Origin of the sequence: Phyllobacterium sp. SYP-B3895 (assembly GCF_009647635.1) — a bacterium.
Lineage (GTDB): Bacteria > Pseudomonadota > Alphaproteobacteria > Rhizobiales > Rhizobiaceae > Phyllobacterium > Phyllobacterium pellucidum.
The window spans coordinates 354382-373163 of record NZ_WJIG01000002.1 but is presented as its reverse complement, the minus strand read 5'-3'; the positions used below and the strand labels follow the sequence as shown (position 1 = coordinate 373163).

Annotated in this window: 15 protein-coding genes and 1 pseudogene; 9 read left to right on the top strand and 7 right to left on the bottom strand. The window is 57.6% G+C overall.

The window, feature by feature from the left end; genetic code table 11:
* Window positions 1–26: 26 nt before the first annotated feature.
* Complete coding sequence (locus GF108_RS08150; RefSeq protein ID WP_370462111.1) at window positions 27–863, top strand: lysophospholipid acyltransferase family protein; 837 nt, start codon at window positions 27–29, stop codon at window positions 861–863.
* Here GF108_RS08150 and GF108_RS08145 read toward each other — a convergent pair.
* Window positions 860–1900 carry a hypothetical protein gene (locus tag GF108_RS08145; protein WP_246663892.1) on the bottom strand — a complete coding sequence of 347 codons (1041 nt, stop codon included), beginning with the start codon at window positions 1898–1900 and terminating at the stop codon, window positions 860–862. The two genes, GF108_RS08150 and GF108_RS08145, sit on opposite strands and share 4 nt — an antisense overlap.
* Before the next feature lie 113 nt (window positions 1901–2013).
* Between GF108_RS08145 and GF108_RS08140 the strand changes: the two genes are divergently transcribed.
* A complete protein-coding gene (locus GF108_RS08140; protein WP_153667570.1) occupies window positions 2014–2607 on the top strand; it encodes a nitroreductase in 594 nt (197 codons plus the stop codon).
* Between the two features lie 11 nt (window positions 2608–2618).
* On the opposite strand, the gene GF108_RS08135 is transcribed toward GF108_RS08140, so the two are convergent.
* Together GF108_RS08135 and GF108_RS08130 are read right to left on the bottom strand one after the other, a co-directional pair.
* A complete protein-coding gene (locus GF108_RS08135; protein WP_153667569.1) occupies window positions 2619–3491 on the bottom strand; it encodes a CoA ester lyase in 873 nt (290 codons plus the stop codon).
* Entirely contained in the window at window positions 3491–3946 is a 456-nt protein-coding gene (locus tag GF108_RS08130) for a MaoC family dehydratase (RefSeq protein ID WP_091949393.1), read from the bottom strand. Before GF108_RS08130 ends, GF108_RS08135 begins: the two co-directional genes overlap by 1 nt.
* Window positions 3947–4089: 143 nt before the next feature.
* Between GF108_RS08130 and GF108_RS08125 the strand changes: the two genes are divergently transcribed.
* Window positions 4090–5472, top strand: coding sequence for a hypothetical protein (locus GF108_RS08125; protein ID WP_153667568.1), 1383 nt, complete (start codon window positions 4090–4092; stop codon window positions 5470–5472).
* Between the two features lie 65 nt (window positions 5473–5537).
* Here GF108_RS08125 and GF108_RS08120 read toward each other — a convergent pair whose 3' ends face one another.
* A complete protein-coding gene (locus tag GF108_RS08120; RefSeq protein WP_153667567.1) occupies window positions 5538–6566 on the bottom strand; it encodes a hypothetical protein in 1029 nt (342 codons plus the stop codon).
* An 18-nt stretch (window positions 6567–6584) separates the two neighbouring features.
* Window positions 6585–8123 carry an MBOAT family protein gene (locus GF108_RS08115; RefSeq protein WP_172982590.1) on the bottom strand — a complete coding sequence of 513 codons (1539 nt, stop codon included), beginning with the start codon at window positions 8121–8123 and terminating at the stop codon, window positions 6585–6587.
* Between the two features lie 183 nt (window positions 8124–8306).
* Between GF108_RS08115 and GF108_RS08110 the strand changes: the two genes are divergently transcribed.
* The 5 genes from GF108_RS08110 to lpdA all read left to right on the top strand — a co-directional run bounded on the left by GF108_RS08110 (window position 8307) and on the right by lpdA (window position 14718).
* Window positions 8307–9455 (top strand): DUF2336 domain-containing protein, encoded by a 1149-nt coding sequence (locus tag GF108_RS08110; protein WP_153667565.1) that lies wholly within the window; start codon window positions 8307–8309, stop codon window positions 9453–9455.
* A gap of 289 nt (window positions 9456–9744) precedes the next feature.
* Window positions 9745–10995, top strand: coding sequence for a 3-methyl-2-oxobutanoate dehydrogenase (2-methylpropanoyl-transferring) subunit alpha (locus GF108_RS08105; protein ID WP_027232544.1), 1251 nt, complete (start codon window positions 9745–9747; stop codon window positions 10993–10995).
* Between the two features lie 3 nt (window positions 10996–10998).
* Complete coding sequence (locus tag GF108_RS08100) at window positions 10999–12012, top strand: alpha-ketoacid dehydrogenase subunit beta (protein WP_027232545.1); 1014 nt, start codon at window positions 10999–11001, stop codon at window positions 12010–12012.
* A 9-nt stretch (window positions 12013–12021) separates the two neighbouring features.
* Window positions 12022–13317, top strand: coding sequence for a dihydrolipoamide acetyltransferase family protein (locus tag GF108_RS08095; protein ID WP_153667564.1), 1296 nt, complete (start codon window positions 12022–12024; stop codon window positions 13315–13317).
* 3 nt (window positions 13318–13320) lie between these two features.
* Window positions 13321–14718 (top strand): dihydrolipoyl dehydrogenase, encoded by a 1398-nt coding sequence (gene lpdA / locus GF108_RS08090; protein WP_153667563.1) that lies wholly within the window; start codon window positions 13321–13323, stop codon window positions 14716–14718.
* 115 nt (window positions 14719–14833) lie between these two features.
* Here the strand turns inward: lpdA and GF108_RS08085 are convergent, their stop codons facing one another.
* Together GF108_RS08085 and parE are read right to left on the bottom strand one after the other, a co-directional pair.
* Entirely contained in the window at window positions 14834–15250 is a 417-nt protein-coding gene (locus tag GF108_RS08085) for a hypothetical protein (RefSeq protein WP_153667562.1), read from the bottom strand.
* 191 nt (window positions 15251–15441) lie between these two features.
* Window positions 15442–17409: pseudogene (gene parE / locus GF108_RS08080) on the bottom strand (DNA topoisomerase IV subunit B); the annotation flags it as partial.
* Between the two features lie 402 nt (window positions 17410–17811).
* On the opposite strand from parE, the gene GF108_RS08075 reads away from it, so the two are divergent.
* Window positions 17812–18768: a DMT family transporter gene (locus tag GF108_RS08075; protein WP_153668220.1), complete on the top strand. Its 957-nt coding sequence runs from the start codon at window positions 17812–17814 to the stop codon at window positions 18766–18768.
* The last annotated feature ends 14 nt before the right edge of the window (window positions 18769–18782 follow it).

Genomic DNA, 18782 nt, shown 5'->3' with positions numbered 1-18782 from the left:
AAATTTGTTTCAGCCAAAGGTCTAACGTGCACTTTCCCGAACTTTCCTATGCCAATGACACCCAGTCGCGCCTGACCCAGTGGCTGATCCGGGCCATCGAGGGCATATCGGGCCGCAACTACTATGCGGGCCTGTATGATATCTGGCGCCGGGACATCGTGCCTGCCGGCATCGATGTCTTCTGCCGCATGATGGATCTGATCAATGTCCGGCTGGACGTTCAGGACCAGTGGCCGCCGCGCGATCTGCCGGATACGCCGCTCGTCATGATTGCCAATCACCCATATGGCATTGGCGATGGTATCGCGGCTCTTGCACTCGCCGAGCAGCTTGGCCGGCCGTTTCGGGTGCTCATCAACAACGATCTTCTGAAGGTGCCGGAAATACGCCCCTACGCCTTGCCGGTCTGTTTCGATGAAACCAAGGAAGCCATGGCAATGAACATGGCGACCCGCCATGAGGCGGTGCGGCTTTTAAAGGAGGGCGTGACGATCGTCGTCTTTCCGGCCGGCGGCGTTGCAACTGCGCCCAAGGGTTTCGGGCGAGCCGAAGACCTGCCGTGGAAGATATTTCCCGCCAAGCTCGTGCAGCAGGCCAAGGCGTCGGTGATACCGGTCTATTTCGGCGGTCAGAACGGCCGCGTCTTCCACCTTGCCAGCAAGGTCTCGATGACGCTGCGCATTTCGCTTCTCATTCGTGAATTCCGGCGCCTATCGGGAAAATCCATCGAAGCGCACGTCGGCAGGATTATCGGCTGGGATGAATTGAAGGGCCTCGAGGATCGCAAGCAGATGCTCGAATACCTCTACAACGCCGTTTTCTCACTTGATCCCAAGTTCCGCCCGGCAACAAGCGCGCTCTAATCCAAGGGCTCTTCGCCATCTGCGGGTTGGCTGGCGCTGGTGGCGGTCGCTGCGCCTTCCGACGCGACGACTTCAACATCCTGGTTGCGGCCGGCGACGACCTTGAAGTCGCGCTGATAGATCTTGTCCTTATTCTTGGCGATGATGACATAGTCGCCCTCAGCCAGGACGATTGACGCAAACGCGCCGACGCTTTCCCTGACGATATCGCCAGACGTGGTGAGCACGGACCAGGCCGTATCGGCCAACGCCTCGCCGCCTTGCTCGCGCACAAGCTTGAGCGTCAGCTGCGCCGCCCTATGCTCGACATTCGCCTCGGTAATCTTGCCGGCCTCGACACGGATATCGGCGCGGATCACGGCATTGGCGGTGCCATAGTTGGAAACGATCTGGTAGGTGCCCGTGTTGAGACGCACCACCGTGTCGGGCTTCACATCGGGAATGATGAGCGCGCGCTCGCCGTTTGAATCTTCGTGGTCTTCGTAGATGGAGAAACGCAGCTGATCCGGCGGGATGCGACCGCCACCGGAAAGGACGGCATTGAGTTTGACGCCGCCGGCGTCAAGGATCATCGTCTCCGAGCGCTTGGCGCGGGTCATGGTGATGCGCTTGGTTGCGCCAGCGCGCCCAAACGCAACATGGACGAGATAGCTGCCGGGTGCGAGGTTGAAAGAAGTCGTGCCGCCCTTGGCCGTCGCAAGCAAGGCGAGCTTGCCGTCAGCGCCGGGCTCGGGAGCGAAGACGCGCCACACCAATCCGCGGCTGATAGCGCCGCCATCGTCGGAAAGCTTGGCCGACAGCATGAGTTCGGGTTCGTTTGCCAGCGGGTTGTTGGCCGGAGCCTTGGGATTGGCATATTCGCGCAGGTTGGGAATCGTTGGAAGTTCAACCGTCGGCGTCTGCGGCAGTTCCGGTGCCAATGCCTGGGCCAGTGCGCCTGGAACATTGATCGCCAAACCGGCAAACAGGATCGCGATGCGGACATGTCCGCATTTGAAAGCTTTCCGCCCCACCGGGGAATTATTGGCTGCACCCATGTGATGGTTTGATCCGAAGCCGATGGCAATTTCAAGGCTTTTTCGCTATGCCGCACCTTTACTTGGCCCGAGAAACCCCCACATTGTCGGCGCATCGCAAAAGCAGGATCATTATGGATACATCTGTGCCCCACTCCGTCATCGAATTCTTGTCGACGCGCAGCTCGACGCCCATTTCAGCGATCGGGCTTCCGGCTCCTTCCGATGGCGAAATCGAAACGATGATCCGCATAGCTTCGCGGGTACCCGACCATGGGCGCCTGACACCCTGGCGCTTCATCGTCTATCGTGGCGAGGCGCGCGAACGGATCGGTACCTATCTTGCGGCGCTGGCCGAGGAACGGGAGGGGCCGCTCACCGAACAGCGGCGCGAGCAGGAACTGAAACGCTTTGCCCGGGCGCCGCTGGTCATCGGCGTGATCTTCTCTCCGGTCGATCATCACATTCCTGAGTGGGAACAGTTTCTTTCCTCCGGCGCCGCCGCCATGAACCTTTCGCTGGCGGCCAATGCGCTCGGCTACGCCACGAACTGGATCAGCAACTGGTATGCTTCAGACGAGAAGGGCCGGGCCTTGCTGGGGCTGGCGCCGCATGAGCGAGTCGCCGGCTTCGTTCATATCGGGACCTGCGCCCAGAAGGTTCCGGAGCGTCCGCGGCCCGACATAAAGGATATTCTTTCTGAGTATTCCGGTCCCTGGGAAGGCTGAGACGGAAAGTGTCAGGCTGCTGACCGGGCCCGGGCCAGGAGGCGCTCAGCGCGTTTGAGATGCGGCCGGTCAAACATCAACCCGTCAATGCCGATAACCCCTGCCGACGGTTCGGCGGCGAAGGCATCGACGATCTTCTGCGCCTGGGCGACAGCGTCGGCCGATGGCGTAAAGACCCGGTTGATGATGGGCACCTGCGCCGGGTGGATCGCGAGCTTTGCCGTAAAGCCGTCGCGCTCCGCCTCGGTGCATTCGCGTTCAAGGCCGGCATCGTCGCGGTAATTGATATAGACCGTGTCGATAGCGGCGACGTCTGCGGCCGACGCGCCGAGGATGGTCACGGCGCGGGCGAGGCGAAACACGTCCGTATAGGCTCCGGTCTCGTTGCGCGGCGATCGCGCGCCGATTGCCGCCGATAGGTCTTCAGCGCCCCAGCTGAGCCCCGCCAGACGGCCGGAACAGCCCGGGTAACTGGCGGCCGAAAGCGTCCCGATGGCAGTTTCGGTTATGAGCGCAAGGATCTTCGTAGCCCCTTCTTTTGATCCACTGGTGGCTTCATGCACATTGAGCTTGGCGGAAAGCCGCGTTACGTCCTTGCCGCTATTGGATTTCGGCAGAAGGATGCCTTCAGGCATGGCGGGCATCACCGCCGCGAGATCATCATCGGCAAGCCCGCTTCTAAGGTCGTTGATCCGTACGAAAAGCCGGGGCGCGTTTTCGGTCCGATGCGCTCGCAGGAATGCCGAGGCGATGTCGCGTGCCGCTTCCTTGCGGGCCGTGCCGACCGAATCCTCAAAATCGATGAGCAGGACGTCGGCGCCGCTTCCCAAGCCCTTTTCCAGCTTCTTTTCCGAGTCGCCGGGTACGAACAGAAGTGAACGCATCAGGCCGCACCCTTCGATTTCATCATCGCCTGCCGCGTACATTTGGCGACGAGAATACCGTGCTGGTTGAAGGCCCTGTGCTCGAATTCGACGATGCCGCGGTCGGGCTTGGATTTCGACCGGCGGACCGAGATGACCTGCGTTTCGACGCGCACGGTATCGCCATGAAAGAGCGGAGAGGGGAATGTCACGTCGGTCATGCCGAGATTGGCAATGGTCGTGCCGACCGTCGTATCATTCACCGATATGCCGATCATCAGCCCCAGCGTGAACAGCGAATTCACCAGCGGCTTTCCCCACTCTGTCTTCGAAGCGTAATCGAAATCGATATGGAGTGGCTGCGGGTTGAGCGTCATGACCGAGAAAAGCATGTTGTCGCTCTCTGTGACCGTCTTGCGCAGCGCATGCTGGAACACATGCCCGATCTCAAACTCTTCCAGATAAAGCCCGGCCATACGGGACCTCCATAAATTCAATCATACGGACGACGAGCCGCAGGGATGCGACCATAGTCGGCATTGTTTTCTTCGCCGGTATAATTAATGTGTGGAGCTTTAACACATCATTCATTTGAATATATACTTATCGCTAGGATCATATGAAACACCATATATTGATTGCAGGAACGGGTCGGGCTGGTACTAGTCTGCTCGTAAAATACTTTGACGCCTTGGGGATGAACACGCACCTCAAAACCTCAAAAGATCACCTGTTTTGGGATTACGATGCTGAAGCCGGTCTTGAGGATCTGATATATGGGGGCCGAGAAGATTTGCCCTATGTCGTTAAGACGCCCTGGCTGTACGAGTTCATAGATGCTGTCCTGGACCGTAATGAAATTGCGATTGATGCTGTTGTTATTCCCGTCAGAGACCTGACTGAGGCGGCAAGCAGTCGAATCATACTCGAGCTGCAGAGCATTCATCGCAACCATGTATGGTTCACTGATCAGCCGGAAACGTGGACTGCTTGGTCGTCGACACCGGGAGGAGCGGTATATTCGCTGCATCCAATGGACCAGGCCCGCCTATTGGCTACCGGATTTCATCACCTGATCGAACGGCTTACGAAAGCGTCTATTCCAATCTACTTCGTGGCATTTCCCAAGTTTACCAGCGATCCGCAATATCTGTTCAATGCGCTTAAGGGTTGCCTGCCTGAAACGGTTGATCTTGCGGCCGCTGTTCAAGCACATGAAAAGGTGGTGGATCGCGACAAGGTGCGTGTTTCAACAGAACTTTCACCGGACGCCCTTGCGCATGCCGCCCGCCAATCTCCCATGCAGGAAGTGGATCTAAAGGCGCTGGACAATGCCGCCCTGCGCCGTGAACTTATAAAAGTAAGACGTGCGCTTGCGCAGCAAACTCAAGAACGCGAGGCAGCGCAAAGAGAAATCCAATTATTGATTGAGGTGCGAACCCTCAATGAGGGCCAAAGGTCAAAAATCGATAGCCTGCAGAGCGAGATCGACAGTTTGATCACCTCTCACCAAGACCTCATCGGAGAAATGCAGCGCGGTCACCAAAGTGAACTTGATGCACTTAGAATTGAACTCAGCAATGTCCAAACCAGCCACCGAACGGATATCGAGGACATGAACCTTCGCTGGCAGGCGGATAGAGCTGAACTGATCGCCTCTCATCACGATGTCATCGAAAAAATAAGCGACTCGCATCAAAGTGAACTTGACGCACTTGGAACCGAACTCAGCGACGTTCAAACCAGGCACCGAACGGAAATCGAGGAAATAAACCTTCGGTGGCAGGCGGAGATAGCTGATGTGCAAATGGATGCAGACGTTGCACTCCAGGCCCAAATTGCCGAGAATATTGAAAAGTCGCGCAGGATCGCGGAACTGGGTTCACGAAATGATGCGCTGGATTTCACGCTCGCTGCGATGGAAGGCAGCCGATCTTGGATCGTCACAAGACCGTTGCGTCTAGCAGCTGGCCTGGCTCGAAAGTTTTCCGCCCTTAGCTGACCGGCTTTTGAACACACTACGACCAAGCCGATTTCGCGGCCTGCGACCAGGAAAAATCACGCACCTTAGTGGGATTCATGAGCGACAGTCGGAAACAGGTGGTCGTAGAGTTCCTTGGTAAGATGCGAGATGCCTTTGGGACCAACATGATCTACATCGGCGATTTCAGACGGATCGAGCGGAATATCATTCATGTAAATCGTGGCTTCGCCGGTGGCTTTTTCGACAACGTGCTTGATAGATATTCGGTGAATTGGAGCGGTCTCGATCAAGAAGATGGGTAATTTTTCATTGCTTCTGACAATCTGGGCCAGATGACGCAAAAATGCGACAGACTTGGGTTCATACTCGCGGCCCGTGTAATCCAGGCGCTCGATCTGTTCGTTCCAACCCTCTGACGGCTGTTTCGCCAGAATGACGCCATCGCCGTTTTGGAATCCAAACACATACCGTTTATCCGTGCCGCGAATATATGTAACCTTACGGACATCCTCACAATAATCGTGATCGAAGCGCTCATTCAGCAGCGCAACGACCGGGTTTTCCTGGGAGCATGGAAAAAAGTAAATCTGTGAATTGGGATCGACCTTTTCTGAAAACATGCCGTTGATTGGCAATATTTGCAGCCAATTTCGGAAAGACCATACACCCAGACAACTCGGCTTTTCCCTTAAGTAGAATTGTACGTCGGTCCAGGTCAGCTTGCTTGGGCATTCGGGAGGCAAAAACAGCGTCTCTGCTGGAATGCTGATGACGACGGTCGAACGGGCGGAACGGCTTGCCTGCGCGACCATGTATGGAAAATCCCACGGCATGGCTCCCGCGACACCGTAGTTGAAGGTGGGATGACCTCGCTCGGCAAAATATTGCGTGTCGATGTGATTCATGACCCGGGAACTTCCGACCAGTACGATTTCTGGCGCCGGGCCCGACTGCATCAGCTGGGCTTTCCACGCCTTATGGTCCTGCCAATAGCCGTTCTGAGCCATCTGCCGCATGACGAGAGGGGTGCCGATATTGATGAAACACACAATTGCCAAACCAATAAAAGATATGAAAAACCAAGATAAAAACAGGCGTTTCCGAGTACGCATTTTGACCCAATGTATCTATTAGAAATTGAAGTAGTTGAAAGGCAATCCGGCGTCTAACAGGATCTTGATGAGGCTAAGTCCAAATATAAGACCCATGCATGCGATCCATGAGATGCGAGGCGCCGCAAATGCGCGGCCGCGAAACAGCACCGGTCCCGTGCGTCGAAATTGGCGTTTGCGCAAAAGATTTGTTGAATCGTTTACGGGGCGGAAGTTTGCGAGGAGCTGGGTCGAGTTAGGAGTAAACAGGCAAATCGACCAACAAATGGCGATCGTAGCTACGGCAACGACTACATCGGTGCGGTAACCTGCCTCGAACTGAAGCTGAGGCAAAAACATTGATGTTGCTTCGAGAATTGTAGGGCTGACGGGTGATGGCAGCTCGATGGCCCGCGGCGCTGCCGAAAAACCAGCCATTGCGGTTACCATCCCAAACGTTCCATTCAAAGTCTTGGCCTGGAAGAAACATCCGAGCAAAATCAATATGAACTGAGTTTCGGCCCATCCGAGCAGTTTGTGGGCCCACTTCTTACGGTGCACCGGCGTGGTTCGCAGATATAAGCGAAAACCATGTTGAATAGTGACTAGAACACCGTGGAAAAGTCCCCAGGCGAAAAAGTTCCAGGACGGGCTGTGCCACATACCGGCGGCTATCATGGTGAAGGGCAACACTGCCAAATGTCTTCGAATAACGAGTCGCTTTCCCGCCAAGGGCCTGAACAGGTGGGTGCGAAAGAACTGAGTGAGGGTAATATGCCAACGGTGCCAGAAATCGTCGAGACTGGCTGCTTTATAGGGTGAATAGAAGTTCATGGGGAGCTTGATGCCCACCATCAATGCAATACCGCAGGCCATGTCAGAATAGCCGGAGAAATCAAAGTAAACATTCAAGAATCCTGCGATCGCACCTGTCCAGGCAGTAAGGCAATCGAGAGGTACTCCGCTATCTGCCAAGTGGAACGCATTGCCTGCATAGAGGCCAAGCGTATCCGCCAAAAGTACCTTCTTAGCGAGGCCTATTATGAAGAGACTGCTTCCGGCAAAGAGATTGGCGCGCTTGAAACGAAAGACTCTGGGAGAGTTCAACTGCGCAATCATATCGCCATGTTGCACCAGCGGTCCAGCGACCATGTGTGGGAAGAAGCAGATGACAAAGGCGTAGTTCGCTACGCTTGCTGGCGCGCCACTTTTATAGACGCTGACGAGATATGCGATTTGTTGAAACGTGAAAAAGGACAGTCCCAAGGGCAGACCGTGTGCCGCTCCCGGTCCGATCTTGAACCACGAGAGCAGTCCTAAATTGGTCAGGATACCCACACTTGTCAAAATGAGCCGGAGACGGGCCTTCGCATGAAAAATCGCCTGAGCGAAAAAAAAGTTAAAAACCAGTGAGATCAAGAGCACGGGCAGATCGGATATATTCCAAATCGCGTAAAATCCGAAAGAAGCGAATATCAGGAAATACTGGGGAGGCAAACTACCTGAACGTCTAAGCGTATAAGTTGCAAACACTACAATCAGAAGAAGAAAAATGAACTGTATGGTATTGAAAGGCATTGATAAAACCAAATATTTTCTTTGAAAAGGGTGCATATACAAGATTAAGTTTCTAAAGACAATTGAATAGTTGATGGCTGGCTGTGCAAATATTAATTTTTTATTACAATCGACAGTAAATGGATCGTAAACTTTTTCCCTTTAGAGTTGTGCCCAATCAGGGGACTCGGGGGCGAAGACAGAATGTCCGTTCAGCATTATGTGAAGATGATCGACAATGCCTCGGTGGCGCAGCGTTGCCATGCGGCGGCTGCCTTGGCGCATATCTATTTGCAGCCGGACCTCGAATTTGACGAACGGCGCTCCACCGAAGCGGTGTTGACACTCCTGCTCGATGATCCTTCGCCCAAAGTGCGGCTTGCTCTTGCTGAAGCTTTTTCGACGAGCGCTCATGCGCCGGCTCACATCGTTGCCAGCCTCGCACGTGACCAGATCGAGGTCGCAACCTATATTCTTGGCCGTTCCGTATTGTTGAGTGACGCCGACCTCATCGATTCCGTGGCCGGCGGCAGCAGCGAAGCGCAGCGCCTCGTGGCGGCGCGCGCAAAGGTGTCCTATCCGGTGAGCGCTGCCATTATCGAGATCGGCGAGGTCGAAGCGGTCGCAGCGTTGCTCGCCAATAGCCAGGCGCAGATCGCCGATATAAGTTTTCGCAGACTTGTCGAGCGCCTCGGCCATGTCGCGGAAATCAGGACGCTCCTGATCGATGACAACCGCCTTCCTGCCGATTGCAGGCATGCACTCGCAGTTCGTATCGCCGAAGCCCTGTGTCAGATGGATATGGTCATGGCTCTCATGGGAGAGCGCCGCGCTAAGCGCATCACCCGGGATGCCTGCGTGCGGGCATCCGTCAGCCTCGTCGCGGCAACGCGCATCGATGAATATCCGGCGCTCATCGAGCATCTGCAATTGCGCGGTGACCTGACCACAGCCTTCGTCATTCGGATTGTCGCGGCTGGAAAGATCGATTTCTTTGCCGCCGTTCTCGTTGCGCTCTCGGGCTACAGTCTTGCGCGCGTGCGCAGCCTCATCATCGACGGCCGGCCGGCCGCGCTCGGCGCTTTGCTCAGCGCAGCGGGACTGCCGGTCAGCACGCATCTCCCGCTAAAGGTGGCGCTCGAGGGCTGGCGTAACGTTGCCAACGGCAGACAGGACGCTGGTTCGCCTGAAATCATCCGTCGCATGATCGAGCATCTGGAGCCAATGGGGCGAGACAAGAGCACGATTCCCGCCGCCGCGAATGACGATATGCTGTCCTTGCTCAAACGCATCCACCTCGATGCCATCCGGGAAAATGCGCGCGAACAGGTGCTCGCCATCACCGCCGCGTAGGACGTGAATTGAGCATCAGCTGCATTTGATTGCAAAATCGCGGTCGCCTGCGAACGAATAGGCGGGCGGTCGTAACCCGAATTGAAGCAATGTTGCTTTTTTGGTCGAGCGTGCCGGGCCTTTGCACCGCATCTGATGCGCAGATGCCCAACCTTTTCAATATGATGGGATCGCATATTGAAGCAGAGCATGATGCCATGCTCGAAGGTTGCTGTTTTAAGACAGTATTACTGACCTAATAATTCATGGTAGACTGTGACGAAAATGTCAGTGGTTGGGAGGCGATGGCATGTCGAATGACGGTCCCCTTGGAGAATTTGGTCCTTTAAGCTTGCATGTGCCGGAGCCGGCCGTGCGGCATGGCGGCGAGCCGGACTTCTCGAACGTCAATATTCCGGAGGCCGGCTCGGTCAGGCGGCCGGAGGTGGACGCCAATCCCGAGGATTTCCGCGATCTCGCCTTTTCGATCATCCGGGTACTGACCCGCGATGGCGAGGCGGTCGGTCCGTGGGCCGGCATGCTGACCGACGAGCAACTCGTCGAGGGCTTGCGCCACATGATGACGCTGCGCACCTTCGATGCCCGCATGCAGATAGCGCAGCGGCAGGGCAAGACGTCTTTTTACATGCAGCATCTTGGTGAAGAAGCGGTAAGCTGTGCCTTTCGCAAGGCGCTTGCGCCGGGCGACATGAATTTCCCGACCTATCGCCAGGCAGGCCTGCTCATCGCGGACGACTATCCCATGGTCGAGATGATGTGCCAGATCTACTCGAACGAGCGTGATCCGCTGAAGGGGCGCCAGCTGCCGATCATGTATTCGTCGAAAGAGCATGGGTTCTTCTCGATCTCGGGCAACCTTGCGACGCAATATATCCAGGCGGTCGGCTGGGCCATGGCGTCTGCCATCAAGAACGATAGCAAGATTGCGGCAGCCTGGATCGGCGACGGCTCGACGGCCGAGTCGGATTTCCATGCCTCGCTGGTTTTCGCGTCGACCTACAAGGCGCCAGTCGTCCTCAACATCGTCAACAATCAGTGGGCAATTTCCACCTTCCAGGGTATTGCGCGCGGCGGATCCGGCACATTTGCCGCACGCGGCCTTGGGTTCGGCATCCCGGCGCTGCGCGTCGATGGCAATGACTATCTCGCGGTCTATGCGGTGGCGAAATGGGCGATCGAACGGGCGCGGCGCAATCTCGGTCCGACGCTTGTCGAATACGTTACCTATCGCGTCGGCGCTCACTCGACCTCGGATGATCCTTCCGCCTATCGACCCAAAACGGAATCCGATGCCTGGCCTCTCGGCGATCCGGTCATGCGATTGAAGAATCACCTGATTTTGCGCGGCGCGTGGACTGAAGAGCGTCACAAGCAGACGGAAGCCGAAATCCTTGACACGGTAATTGCCGCACAGAAGGAAGCTGAAGGCCACGGTACGTTGCATGCAGGCGGCAAGCCTTCGGCGCGCGATATGTTCGAGGGCGTTTACGAAACCATGCCGCCGCATCTGCGTCGTCAGCGCCAGCAGGCAGGAGTCTGATCCATGGCCCGCAAAACGATGATCGAAGCCATCCGCGACGCGATGGATATCACCATGGAGCGCGACGATGACGTCGTGGTGTTCGGCGAGGATGTCGGCTTCTTCGGCGGTGTCTTCCGCTGTACGCAAGGGCTGCAGGCGAAGTACGGCAAGACACGCTGCTTCGATGCGCCGATCAGCGAGGCTGGCATCGTAGGCGCTGCGATCGGCATGGCCGCCTATGGCTTGAAGCCCTGCGTCGAAATTCAGTTCGCCGATTACGTCTATCCGGCATATGACCAGATCGTCTCCGAAGCGGCGCGCTTGCGCTACCGGTCCAATGGCGGCTTTACCTGCCCCATCGTTATCCGCATGCCGACCGGCGGCGGCATCTTTGGCGGGCAGACGCATAGCCAAAGTCCGGAAGCTCTTTTCACCCATGTATCCGGGCTGAAGGTGGTGGTCCCCTCCAACCCGCACGATGCGAAGGGACTCCTTATCTCCGCGATCGAGGATCCGGATCCGGTGATCTTCCTCGAACCGAAACGCCTCTATAACGGACCGTTTGACGGGCATCACGATCGTCCCGTCACGCCGTGGTCCAAGCATGATCTCGGCGACGTGCCGGACGGTCATTATACTGTACCGCTTGGCAAGGCTATCAAGCGGCGCGAGGGCAAGCAGATGACGATCCTTGCCTACGGTACAATGGTCTATGTCGCTGAAGCTGCCGCCGAAGAGCATGGCATCGACGCCGAAATCATCGATCTTCGGACGCTGCTGCCGCTCGACCTCGAAACGATCGTCGAATCGGTCAGCAAGACGGGGCGCTGTGTCATAATTCACGAAGCGACCCTGACTTCCGGCTTTGGGGCCGAACTTGCAGCTCTGGTGCAGGAACACTGCTTCTACAAGCTGGAAGCGCCGGTTGCCCGCGTGGCAGGCTGGGATACGCCCTATCCGCATGCGCAGGAATGGGACTATTTCCCGGGGCCAGCGCGTGTCGGTCGCGCCCTTGTAGAAACGCTGGAAGGATAGGAGCAGAAGATGGGTGAATATGTCATCAAGCTGCCGGATGTCGGGGAAGGCGTTGCGGAGGCCGAACTCGTCGAATGGAACGTGAAGATCGGTGATCTCGTGCGTGAGGATACGGTGCTTGCCGCCGTCATGACCGATAAGGCAACCGTCGAAATCCCTTCGCCCGTGGATGGCGAAATCCTCTGGCTCGGCGGTGAAATCGGCGAGGTGATAGCCATCGGTTCGCCGCTGGTGCGACTCAAGATTGAAGGTGAAGGTCATGCACCTGAGCCGGCCAAGCCCGCCAAGAGCGACGCTGCAGCCCCGCCGCCGGAAAAAAAGTCCGAACCGGCGAAGGCAGAGGTAGAAAAGCCAAAGGCCAAGCCGGCGGCAGTCGACGAGACACCCCGCGTCACGGCCCCGCCCGTCAGCGGAGTTGCGCCGCGCGGTGAAGGCGAAAAGCCGCTCGCTTCGCCTGCAATCCGGCTGCGCGCCAGGGAAGCCGGTGTCGATCTGCGGCAGGTAAGCGGTACCGGGCCTGCCGGACGCATCACCCATGAGGATTTGGAGGCATTCTTCGCCCGTGGCTCGCAGCGCCCCGGCGTTGCCGCGCTCGCTCCGGACAATTCGATCAAGGAGATCAAGGTTGTCGGTCTTCGGCGCAAGATTGCCGAGAAAATGGCGATCGCCAAGTCTCATATCCCGCACATTACCTATGTCGAGGAGATCGACGTCACTGCGCTCGAGGAACTGCGCGCGACGCTCAATGCCAAGAAGCGCGCCGAGCAGTCGAAGCTCACGATCCTTCCCTTCCTGATGCGGGCAATGGTCAAGGCCATTGCCGACCAACCAAACCTCAATGCGCTATATGACGACGAGGCCAACATCATCAACCAGTATGGCGGCGTGCACATTGGCATTGCGGCGCAGACCCCGAACGGACTGGTGGTGCCGGTGGTGAAGCATGCCGAGGCGCGCACGCTCTGGGACTGCGCGGCTGAGGTCAATCTGCTTGCGGATGCTGCAAAGACGGGTTCTGCCACGCGTGAACAACTGACCGGCTCGACGATCACCATAACGTCGCTTGGCAGCATGGGCGGCGTGGTGACGACCCCGGTGATCAACTATCCGGAGGTCGCGATCATCGGCGTCAACAAGATCATGGTGCGTCCGGTCTGGGACGGGACCAATTTCATTCCGCGCAAGATGATGAACCTGTCATCCAGTTTCGACCATCGCGTCATCGACGGCTGGGATGCCGCAGTTTTTATCCAGCGGATCAAGACGCTGCTCGAAACGCCTGCGCTGATCTTCGTGGAGGGCTGACCTATGAAGGACATTTCCTGCAAATTGCTGGTGATCGGGGCAGGGCCGGGCGGTTATGTCTGCGCCATTCGCGCCGGCCAGCTTAACGTCGATACCGTGATCGTAGAAGCGGTCAAGGTGGGTGGAACGTGCCTGCTCGTCGGCTGCATACCATCGAAAGCCTTGATCCACGCAGCCGAAGAGTTTGCCAAGGTCGCGCATTTTGCCGCCGGACAAACCCCGCTCGGCATTTCGCTGAAAGAACCATCCATCGATTTCTCGAAGACCATTACCTGGAAGGACGGCATCGTCAGTCGCCTCAACAATGGCGTCGCTGGGCTTTTGAAGAAGGCCAACGTCAAGATTGTTACCGGCAAGGCAAAGTTCCGTGACGGCAAGACGGTCGAAGTCGAGACCTTGACCGGGCAGCAGATCATTCGCGCTGAAAATATCGTAATCGCCACCGGATCGGCGCCCGTGGAGATTCCGTCATTGCCGTTTGGCGAAAACATCATTTCCTCGGCCGAAGCCCTCGCCCTGCGCGATGTGCCCGAGAAGCTTGTTGTGGTCGGCGGCGGTTACATCGGGCTTGAGCTCGGCACGGCCTATGCAAAACTTGGCTCGAAGGTCACTGTCGTTGAGGCATTGCCAAAAATCCTGCCGCAATATGATGCGGAACTGACACGGCCGGTATCGCGCAGCCTTTCGGAACTTGGCGTCATGGTGGTAACCGGCGCCAAGGCCAAGGGCATGAGCGCCAAGGGCGATGCGCTCCTGATCGAAACCGCCGACGGCAATGACGACAAGATCCCGGCTGACAAGGTTCTGGTGACTGTCGGCCGCAAGCCGGTGACCTCGGGTTGGGGGCTTGAGGAGATCGACATCGATATGGACGGGCGCTTCGTCCGCATCGATGACAAATGCCGTACGTCGATGCGTGGCATCTATGCAATCGGCGACGTGACCGGCGAGCCGATGCTCGCACACCGCGCCATGGCGCAAGGCGAAATGGTGGCCGAGATCGTTGCCGGCGAAAATCGCAGCTGGGACAAGCGGGCCATTGCCGCAGTCTGCTTCACCGATCCGGAGATCGTTTCGGTCGGCCTTTCGCCGGACGAAGCAAAGGCGGCCGGTCACGAGGTCAAGGTGGGACTGTTTCCCTTCGCTGCTAATGGTCGCGCCATGACGCAGGAAGGCGAGGAAGGGTTCGTGCGCGTAGTGGCGGCCGCAGGCAATCACCTGATCCTTGGCATCCAGGCGGTTGGCAAGGGCGTGTCGGAGCTTTCGGCAGCGTTTGCGCTGGCGCTCGAAATGGGCGCTCGCCTCGAAGACATCACTGGTACGATCCATGCCCACCCGACGCTGAGCGAGGGCTTCCACGAAGCCTGCCTGAAGGCACTCGGGCATGCATTGCATATCTAAACAGGAGCCCGCTCGCTCGAAGGATCGCAGGTTTTTCCGGTAACCTGCGACGCTAGATAGGCCCTATCCGGCGCGTCAGCGCCGGATGAAGTTCTTCAGGCTTAACGGGCGAGCGTTACTTGCCGGCGGCGGTGTCGGCGTCCTTGCGGGCAAGCCATGCCTCGAGCGACGCTTCTTCTGCATCGTCGATAGCAGCGGCGGCGACTTCGCGGGCAGCAAGCGCATATTCTTCGGCCAATACGGCGCGATCCTCGAGGCGGTCGATTTCGAGCTGCGTCTTCCATTCGGAAATCTGCTCGTCCGTCGCCGCCTTTTTGGCATCGAGCCAGTTCTTGATCCGGGAGTTTGCTGCTGCAACCGAGGCCTTGCCCTCGTCTATACGGCCTTTCACTTCATCGAGACGAGCCCGCACATCCTGCTCAGCATCGTCAACTTTGCCGTCAATTTTAGCTTTGAGATTATCCAGATTGTCGCTGGCAGCGGTCAGCTTGAGACGGAGGCTTTCGGTGAATTGATCAATCTTCTGGCCCATGGCAATTTCCTTAAATAAAGTTGTGATCGATTAAGTTGTTGCTCGGCGAATATGAGCTCCGAGACGCTGAATATTGCATTGTTATAAAATAGATATGTGACAAGCATCGAAGATGCATCGCAGCACATGAGGGCCCGCGACGCGTGCCAAAAAGAGTAGAACCAGATCAGTTCAGCTCAGCTCAGCTCAGCTCAAATATCGAGTTCTTCGACGAATGCCGCGCGATCCTGAATGAAGCGGAACCGGGCGTCTGGGCGCGTCCCCATGAGATCGTCCACGGCAAGCTTGGTCTCGTTGATCCATTCCTCGTCGATCTGGACCCGAAGCAGCGTACGCTTGCGCCGGTCCATCGTCGTTTCCTTGAGCTGGTCGGCGCGCATTTCGCCGAGGCCCTTGAACCGGCCGATCTCGACCTTGCCCTTGCCGGTAAACTCGGTCTTCAGGAGTTCGTCCTTGTGGGCATCATTGCGGGCATAGGCGACCTTGCCGCCCTGCGCGATGCGATAGAGCGGCGGCACGCCGAGAAACAGGTGGCCGTTGCGGATGAGATCCGGCATTTCCTGATAGAAGAAGGTGATCAGCAGCGATGCGATGTGCGCACCGTCGACATCGGCGTCAGTCATGATGATGACGCGGTCATAGCGCAGATCCTCGTCGCGATATTTCGATCGCGTGCCACAGCCCAGCGCCAGGATAAGATCGCTGATCTGCTGGTTGGCGGTCATCTTCTCGCGGCCGGCGCTGACGACATTGAGGATCTTGCCGCGCAGGGGCAGCACAGCCTGCGTCGCGCGATCACGCGCCTGCTTCGCGGATCCGCCAGCGGAATCACCTTCGACGATGAAAAGTTCAGCGCCGATCGCTCCTGTCTGGCTGCAATCGGCAAGTTTGCCGGGAAGCCGCAGCTTCTTGACCGCCGACTTGCGGTTGACCTCTTTTTCCTGCCGGCGCTTGACCCGCTCGTCGGCGCGGTCGATCACCCAGTCGAGAAGCTTGGACGCCTCTTGCGGCGAGGCGGCAAGCCAATGGTCGAACGGGTCGCGAATGGCATTCTCGACGATGCGCTGAGCTTCGACCGTCGCGAGCTTATCCTTGGTCTGACCGACAAATTCCGGCTCCCGGATGAATACGGAGAGCATTGCGGCAGAGGAGATCATCACATCGTCGGTGGTTATGATCGAGGCGCGCTTGTTGCCGGCAAGCTCCGCATAGGCCTTCAGGCCGCGGGTGAGGGCGATGCGCAAGCCCGCCTCATGGGTGCCGCCTTCGCCCGTCGGAATGGTGTTGCAATAGGAGTGGACGAAGCCGTCGCCGCCGTGCCAGGTCACAGCCCATTCGAGCGCGCCGTGTCCTCCGGACTTTTCAGTCTTTCCCGCAAACATTTCACGAGTGACCTGAAATTCCTTGCCAAGCGAGTTGCTGAGGTAATCCTTGAGGCCTCCCGGAAAATGAAAAACCGCCTTGTCCGGCGTCGGGTCCTTCGGATCGAGCAATGAAGGCGCGCAGTTCCAGCGAATTTCAACACCGCCGAAAAGATAGGCCTTTGAGCGCGCCATTTTATAGATGCGCGCCGGATCGAATTTGGCGCCTTGTCCAAAAATCTCGGCGTCGGGGTGAAACGTCACCTTGGTGCCACGGCGATTCTGAACGTCGCCAACCTCTTCGATCCGGCCGAGCGGTTTGCCGCGCGAAAATCGCTGGCGATAGAGCTTGCGATTGCGTGCTACTTCGACTTCGAGATGATCGGAGAGCGCGTTGACGACCGAGACGCCGACGCCATGCAAACCGCCCGAGGTCTCGTAGACCTTGGAGTCGAACTTGCCGCCCGAATGCAGCGTCGTCATGATCACTTCGAGGGCTGACTTGTCCTTGAACTTGGGGTGCGGGTCGACAGGGATGCCGCGGCCGTTGTCCGTTACCGACAGATAGCCGTGTTCGTCGAGCTCGATGTCGATGAAGTTGGCGTGGCCCGCCACCGCCTCGTCCATCGCATTGTCTATGACCTCGGCAAAGAGATGATGCAGCGCCCGCTCGTCCGTGCCGCCAATATACATGCCGGGACGCCGACGTACCGGTTCCAGCCCTTCGAGAACCTCGATGTCGGCAGCGCTGTAACTATTGTCTGCGGCTTGCTTCTGCGGCAGTTTCGCGCTCGGCACTGATCGCTCGGATGACGCAGGCACGCTCGTTTCCGGACGCGACTGTACCGCCGCCTGGCGTTCGCGTGCTGTCTTTACGACGGCAGAAAATAGATCGTTGCTGTCATCCATAGTCTTAATCGGCCAATTCTATCGCAATTCGAATCACCTGCAATCCTTGCATGCCCCGAGGGGAAAGGCGATGGGAGTTCGCTGTCTGTTCTGGTGTTCACCCACAGGACTATGCCATGCGCGCGGGCGTATCAAGCAACTTTCAGCCTCCAACTCACCTTTTCGGATCCAGCCCGCGTCAGGATGTCCAAGAACCATCATGTGCTGGGCACTCCAGCAATTGATTTTTTCTGCGGAGCCGATATGCCAGCAGTCATCTCGCCGCCTGCTTCATCCGGAAAGGCAAAGCCAATGGAAAACACGACCTCGCAACAGTTGAGGGGCGTTTCAGCAATGGCCGCAGCCATGTTTTTCCTGCCGATGATGGATGCGATCGCAAAATGGCTTTCGACCGTCGACAGCATGCCGCCGGCGACTGTAACCCTGTCGCGCTTCGTCGTCCAAACCCTGTTGACCCTGTTGATTATCGTCGCGCTCAGCGGCGCTCGTTCGCTGAAACCGGCAAAGCTCTGGGGCAATATGTTTCGTGGCGTTTTGATGGGCATCGGCAGCCTCTGCTTCTTCGCAGCGGTGAAATACATGCCGCTTGCCGATGCAATGGCCGTCTTTTTCGTCGAACCGCTGATGTTGACCCTCCTTTCAGCACTGATCCTCAAGGAAGAGGTCGGCTGGCGCCGGCGCAGCGCTGTCGCGATTGGGTTTGTCGGCACCCTGATCGTCATCCAGCCGAGCTGGGAACTCTTCGGATGGGTGTCGCTGCTGCCGCTCGCCACCGCGACGCTTTTTGCCTTCTACCTGATATTGAACCGCCGCTATGGCGATGCCGACACGCCGCTCGTCATGCAGCTCTACGCCGGCATCGGCGGCACGATCACCGTTATTATTGCACTGGTGCTCGGCCAAATCTTCGGCGTGAGCGACATGACGCTTGGCCGGCCGACGGCCGGGCTCTCATGGCTGCTTCTTTTCGCGATCGGCGCGATTGCAACCGGCGGGCACCTGCTCGTCGTGCACGCATCGCGTCTTGCGCCGGCGTCGCTGCTTGCGCCATTTCAATATCTCGAAATCGTCATGGCCGTGATCATCGGGCTTGTCGTCTTCAACGAATTTCCGTCCGCCTCGAAGTGGCTGGGCATTGCGATCATTATCGGTTCTGGCGCCTATGTGGTCTGGCGCGAGGGCAAGAAGCGCAACGCAACCGGAGCGACTGCCGAAGAACCTGTTGAGCAAGTGCGCGATTGGCAATAGAAACAGGAACATGC

What these genes read in the sequence shown, in the direction of transcription:
- GF108_RS08120 (WP_153667567.1), bottom strand. Translation starts at nt 6,566, where the DNA reads ATGCGTACTCGGAAACGCCTGTTTTTATCTTGGTTTTTCATATCTTTT.
- GF108_RS08095 (WP_153667564.1), top strand. Translation starts at nt 12,022, where the DNA reads ATGGGTGAATATGTCATCAAGCTGCCGGATGTCGGGGAAGGCGTTGCG.
- lpdA (WP_153667563.1), top strand. Translation starts at nt 13,321, where the DNA reads ATGAAGGACATTTCCTGCAAATTGCTGGTGATCGGGGCAGGGCCGGGC.
- GF108_RS08125 (WP_153667568.1), top strand. Translation starts at nt 4,090, where the DNA reads ATGAAACACCATATATTGATTGCAGGAACGGGTCGGGCTGGTACTAGT.
- GF108_RS08085 (WP_153667562.1), bottom strand. Translation starts at nt 15,250, where the DNA reads ATGGGCCAGAAGATTGATCAATTCACCGAAAGCCTCCGTCTCAAGCTG.
- GF108_RS08145 (WP_246663892.1), bottom strand. Translation starts at nt 1,900, where the DNA reads ATGGGTGCAGCCAATAATTCCCCGGTGGGGCGGAAAGCTTTCAAATGC.
- GF108_RS08140 (WP_153667570.1), top strand. Translation starts at nt 2,014, where the DNA reads ATGGATACATCTGTGCCCCACTCCGTCATCGAATTCTTGTCGACGCGC.
- GF108_RS08075 (WP_153668220.1), top strand. Translation starts at nt 17,812, where the DNA reads ATGGAAAACACGACCTCGCAACAGTTGAGGGGCGTTTCAGCAATGGCC.
- GF108_RS08115 (WP_172982590.1), bottom strand. Translation starts at nt 8,123, where the DNA reads ATGCCTTTCAATACCATACAGTTCATTTTTCTTCTTCTGATTGTAGTG.
- GF108_RS08105 (WP_027232544.1), top strand. Translation starts at nt 9,745, where the DNA reads ATGTCGAATGACGGTCCCCTTGGAGAATTTGGTCCTTTAAGCTTGCAT.
- GF108_RS08100 (WP_027232545.1), top strand. Translation starts at nt 10,999, where the DNA reads ATGGCCCGCAAAACGATGATCGAAGCCATCCGCGACGCGATGGATATC.
- GF108_RS08130 (WP_091949393.1), bottom strand. Translation starts at nt 3,946, where the DNA reads ATGGCCGGGCTTTATCTGGAAGAGTTTGAGATCGGGCATGTGTTCCAG.
- GF108_RS08135 (WP_153667569.1), bottom strand. Translation starts at nt 3,491, where the DNA reads ATGCGTTCACTTCTGTTCGTACCCGGCGACTCGGAAAAGAAGCTGGAA.
- GF108_RS08110 (WP_153667565.1), top strand. Translation starts at nt 8,307, where the DNA reads ATGTCCGTTCAGCATTATGTGAAGATGATCGACAATGCCTCGGTGGCG.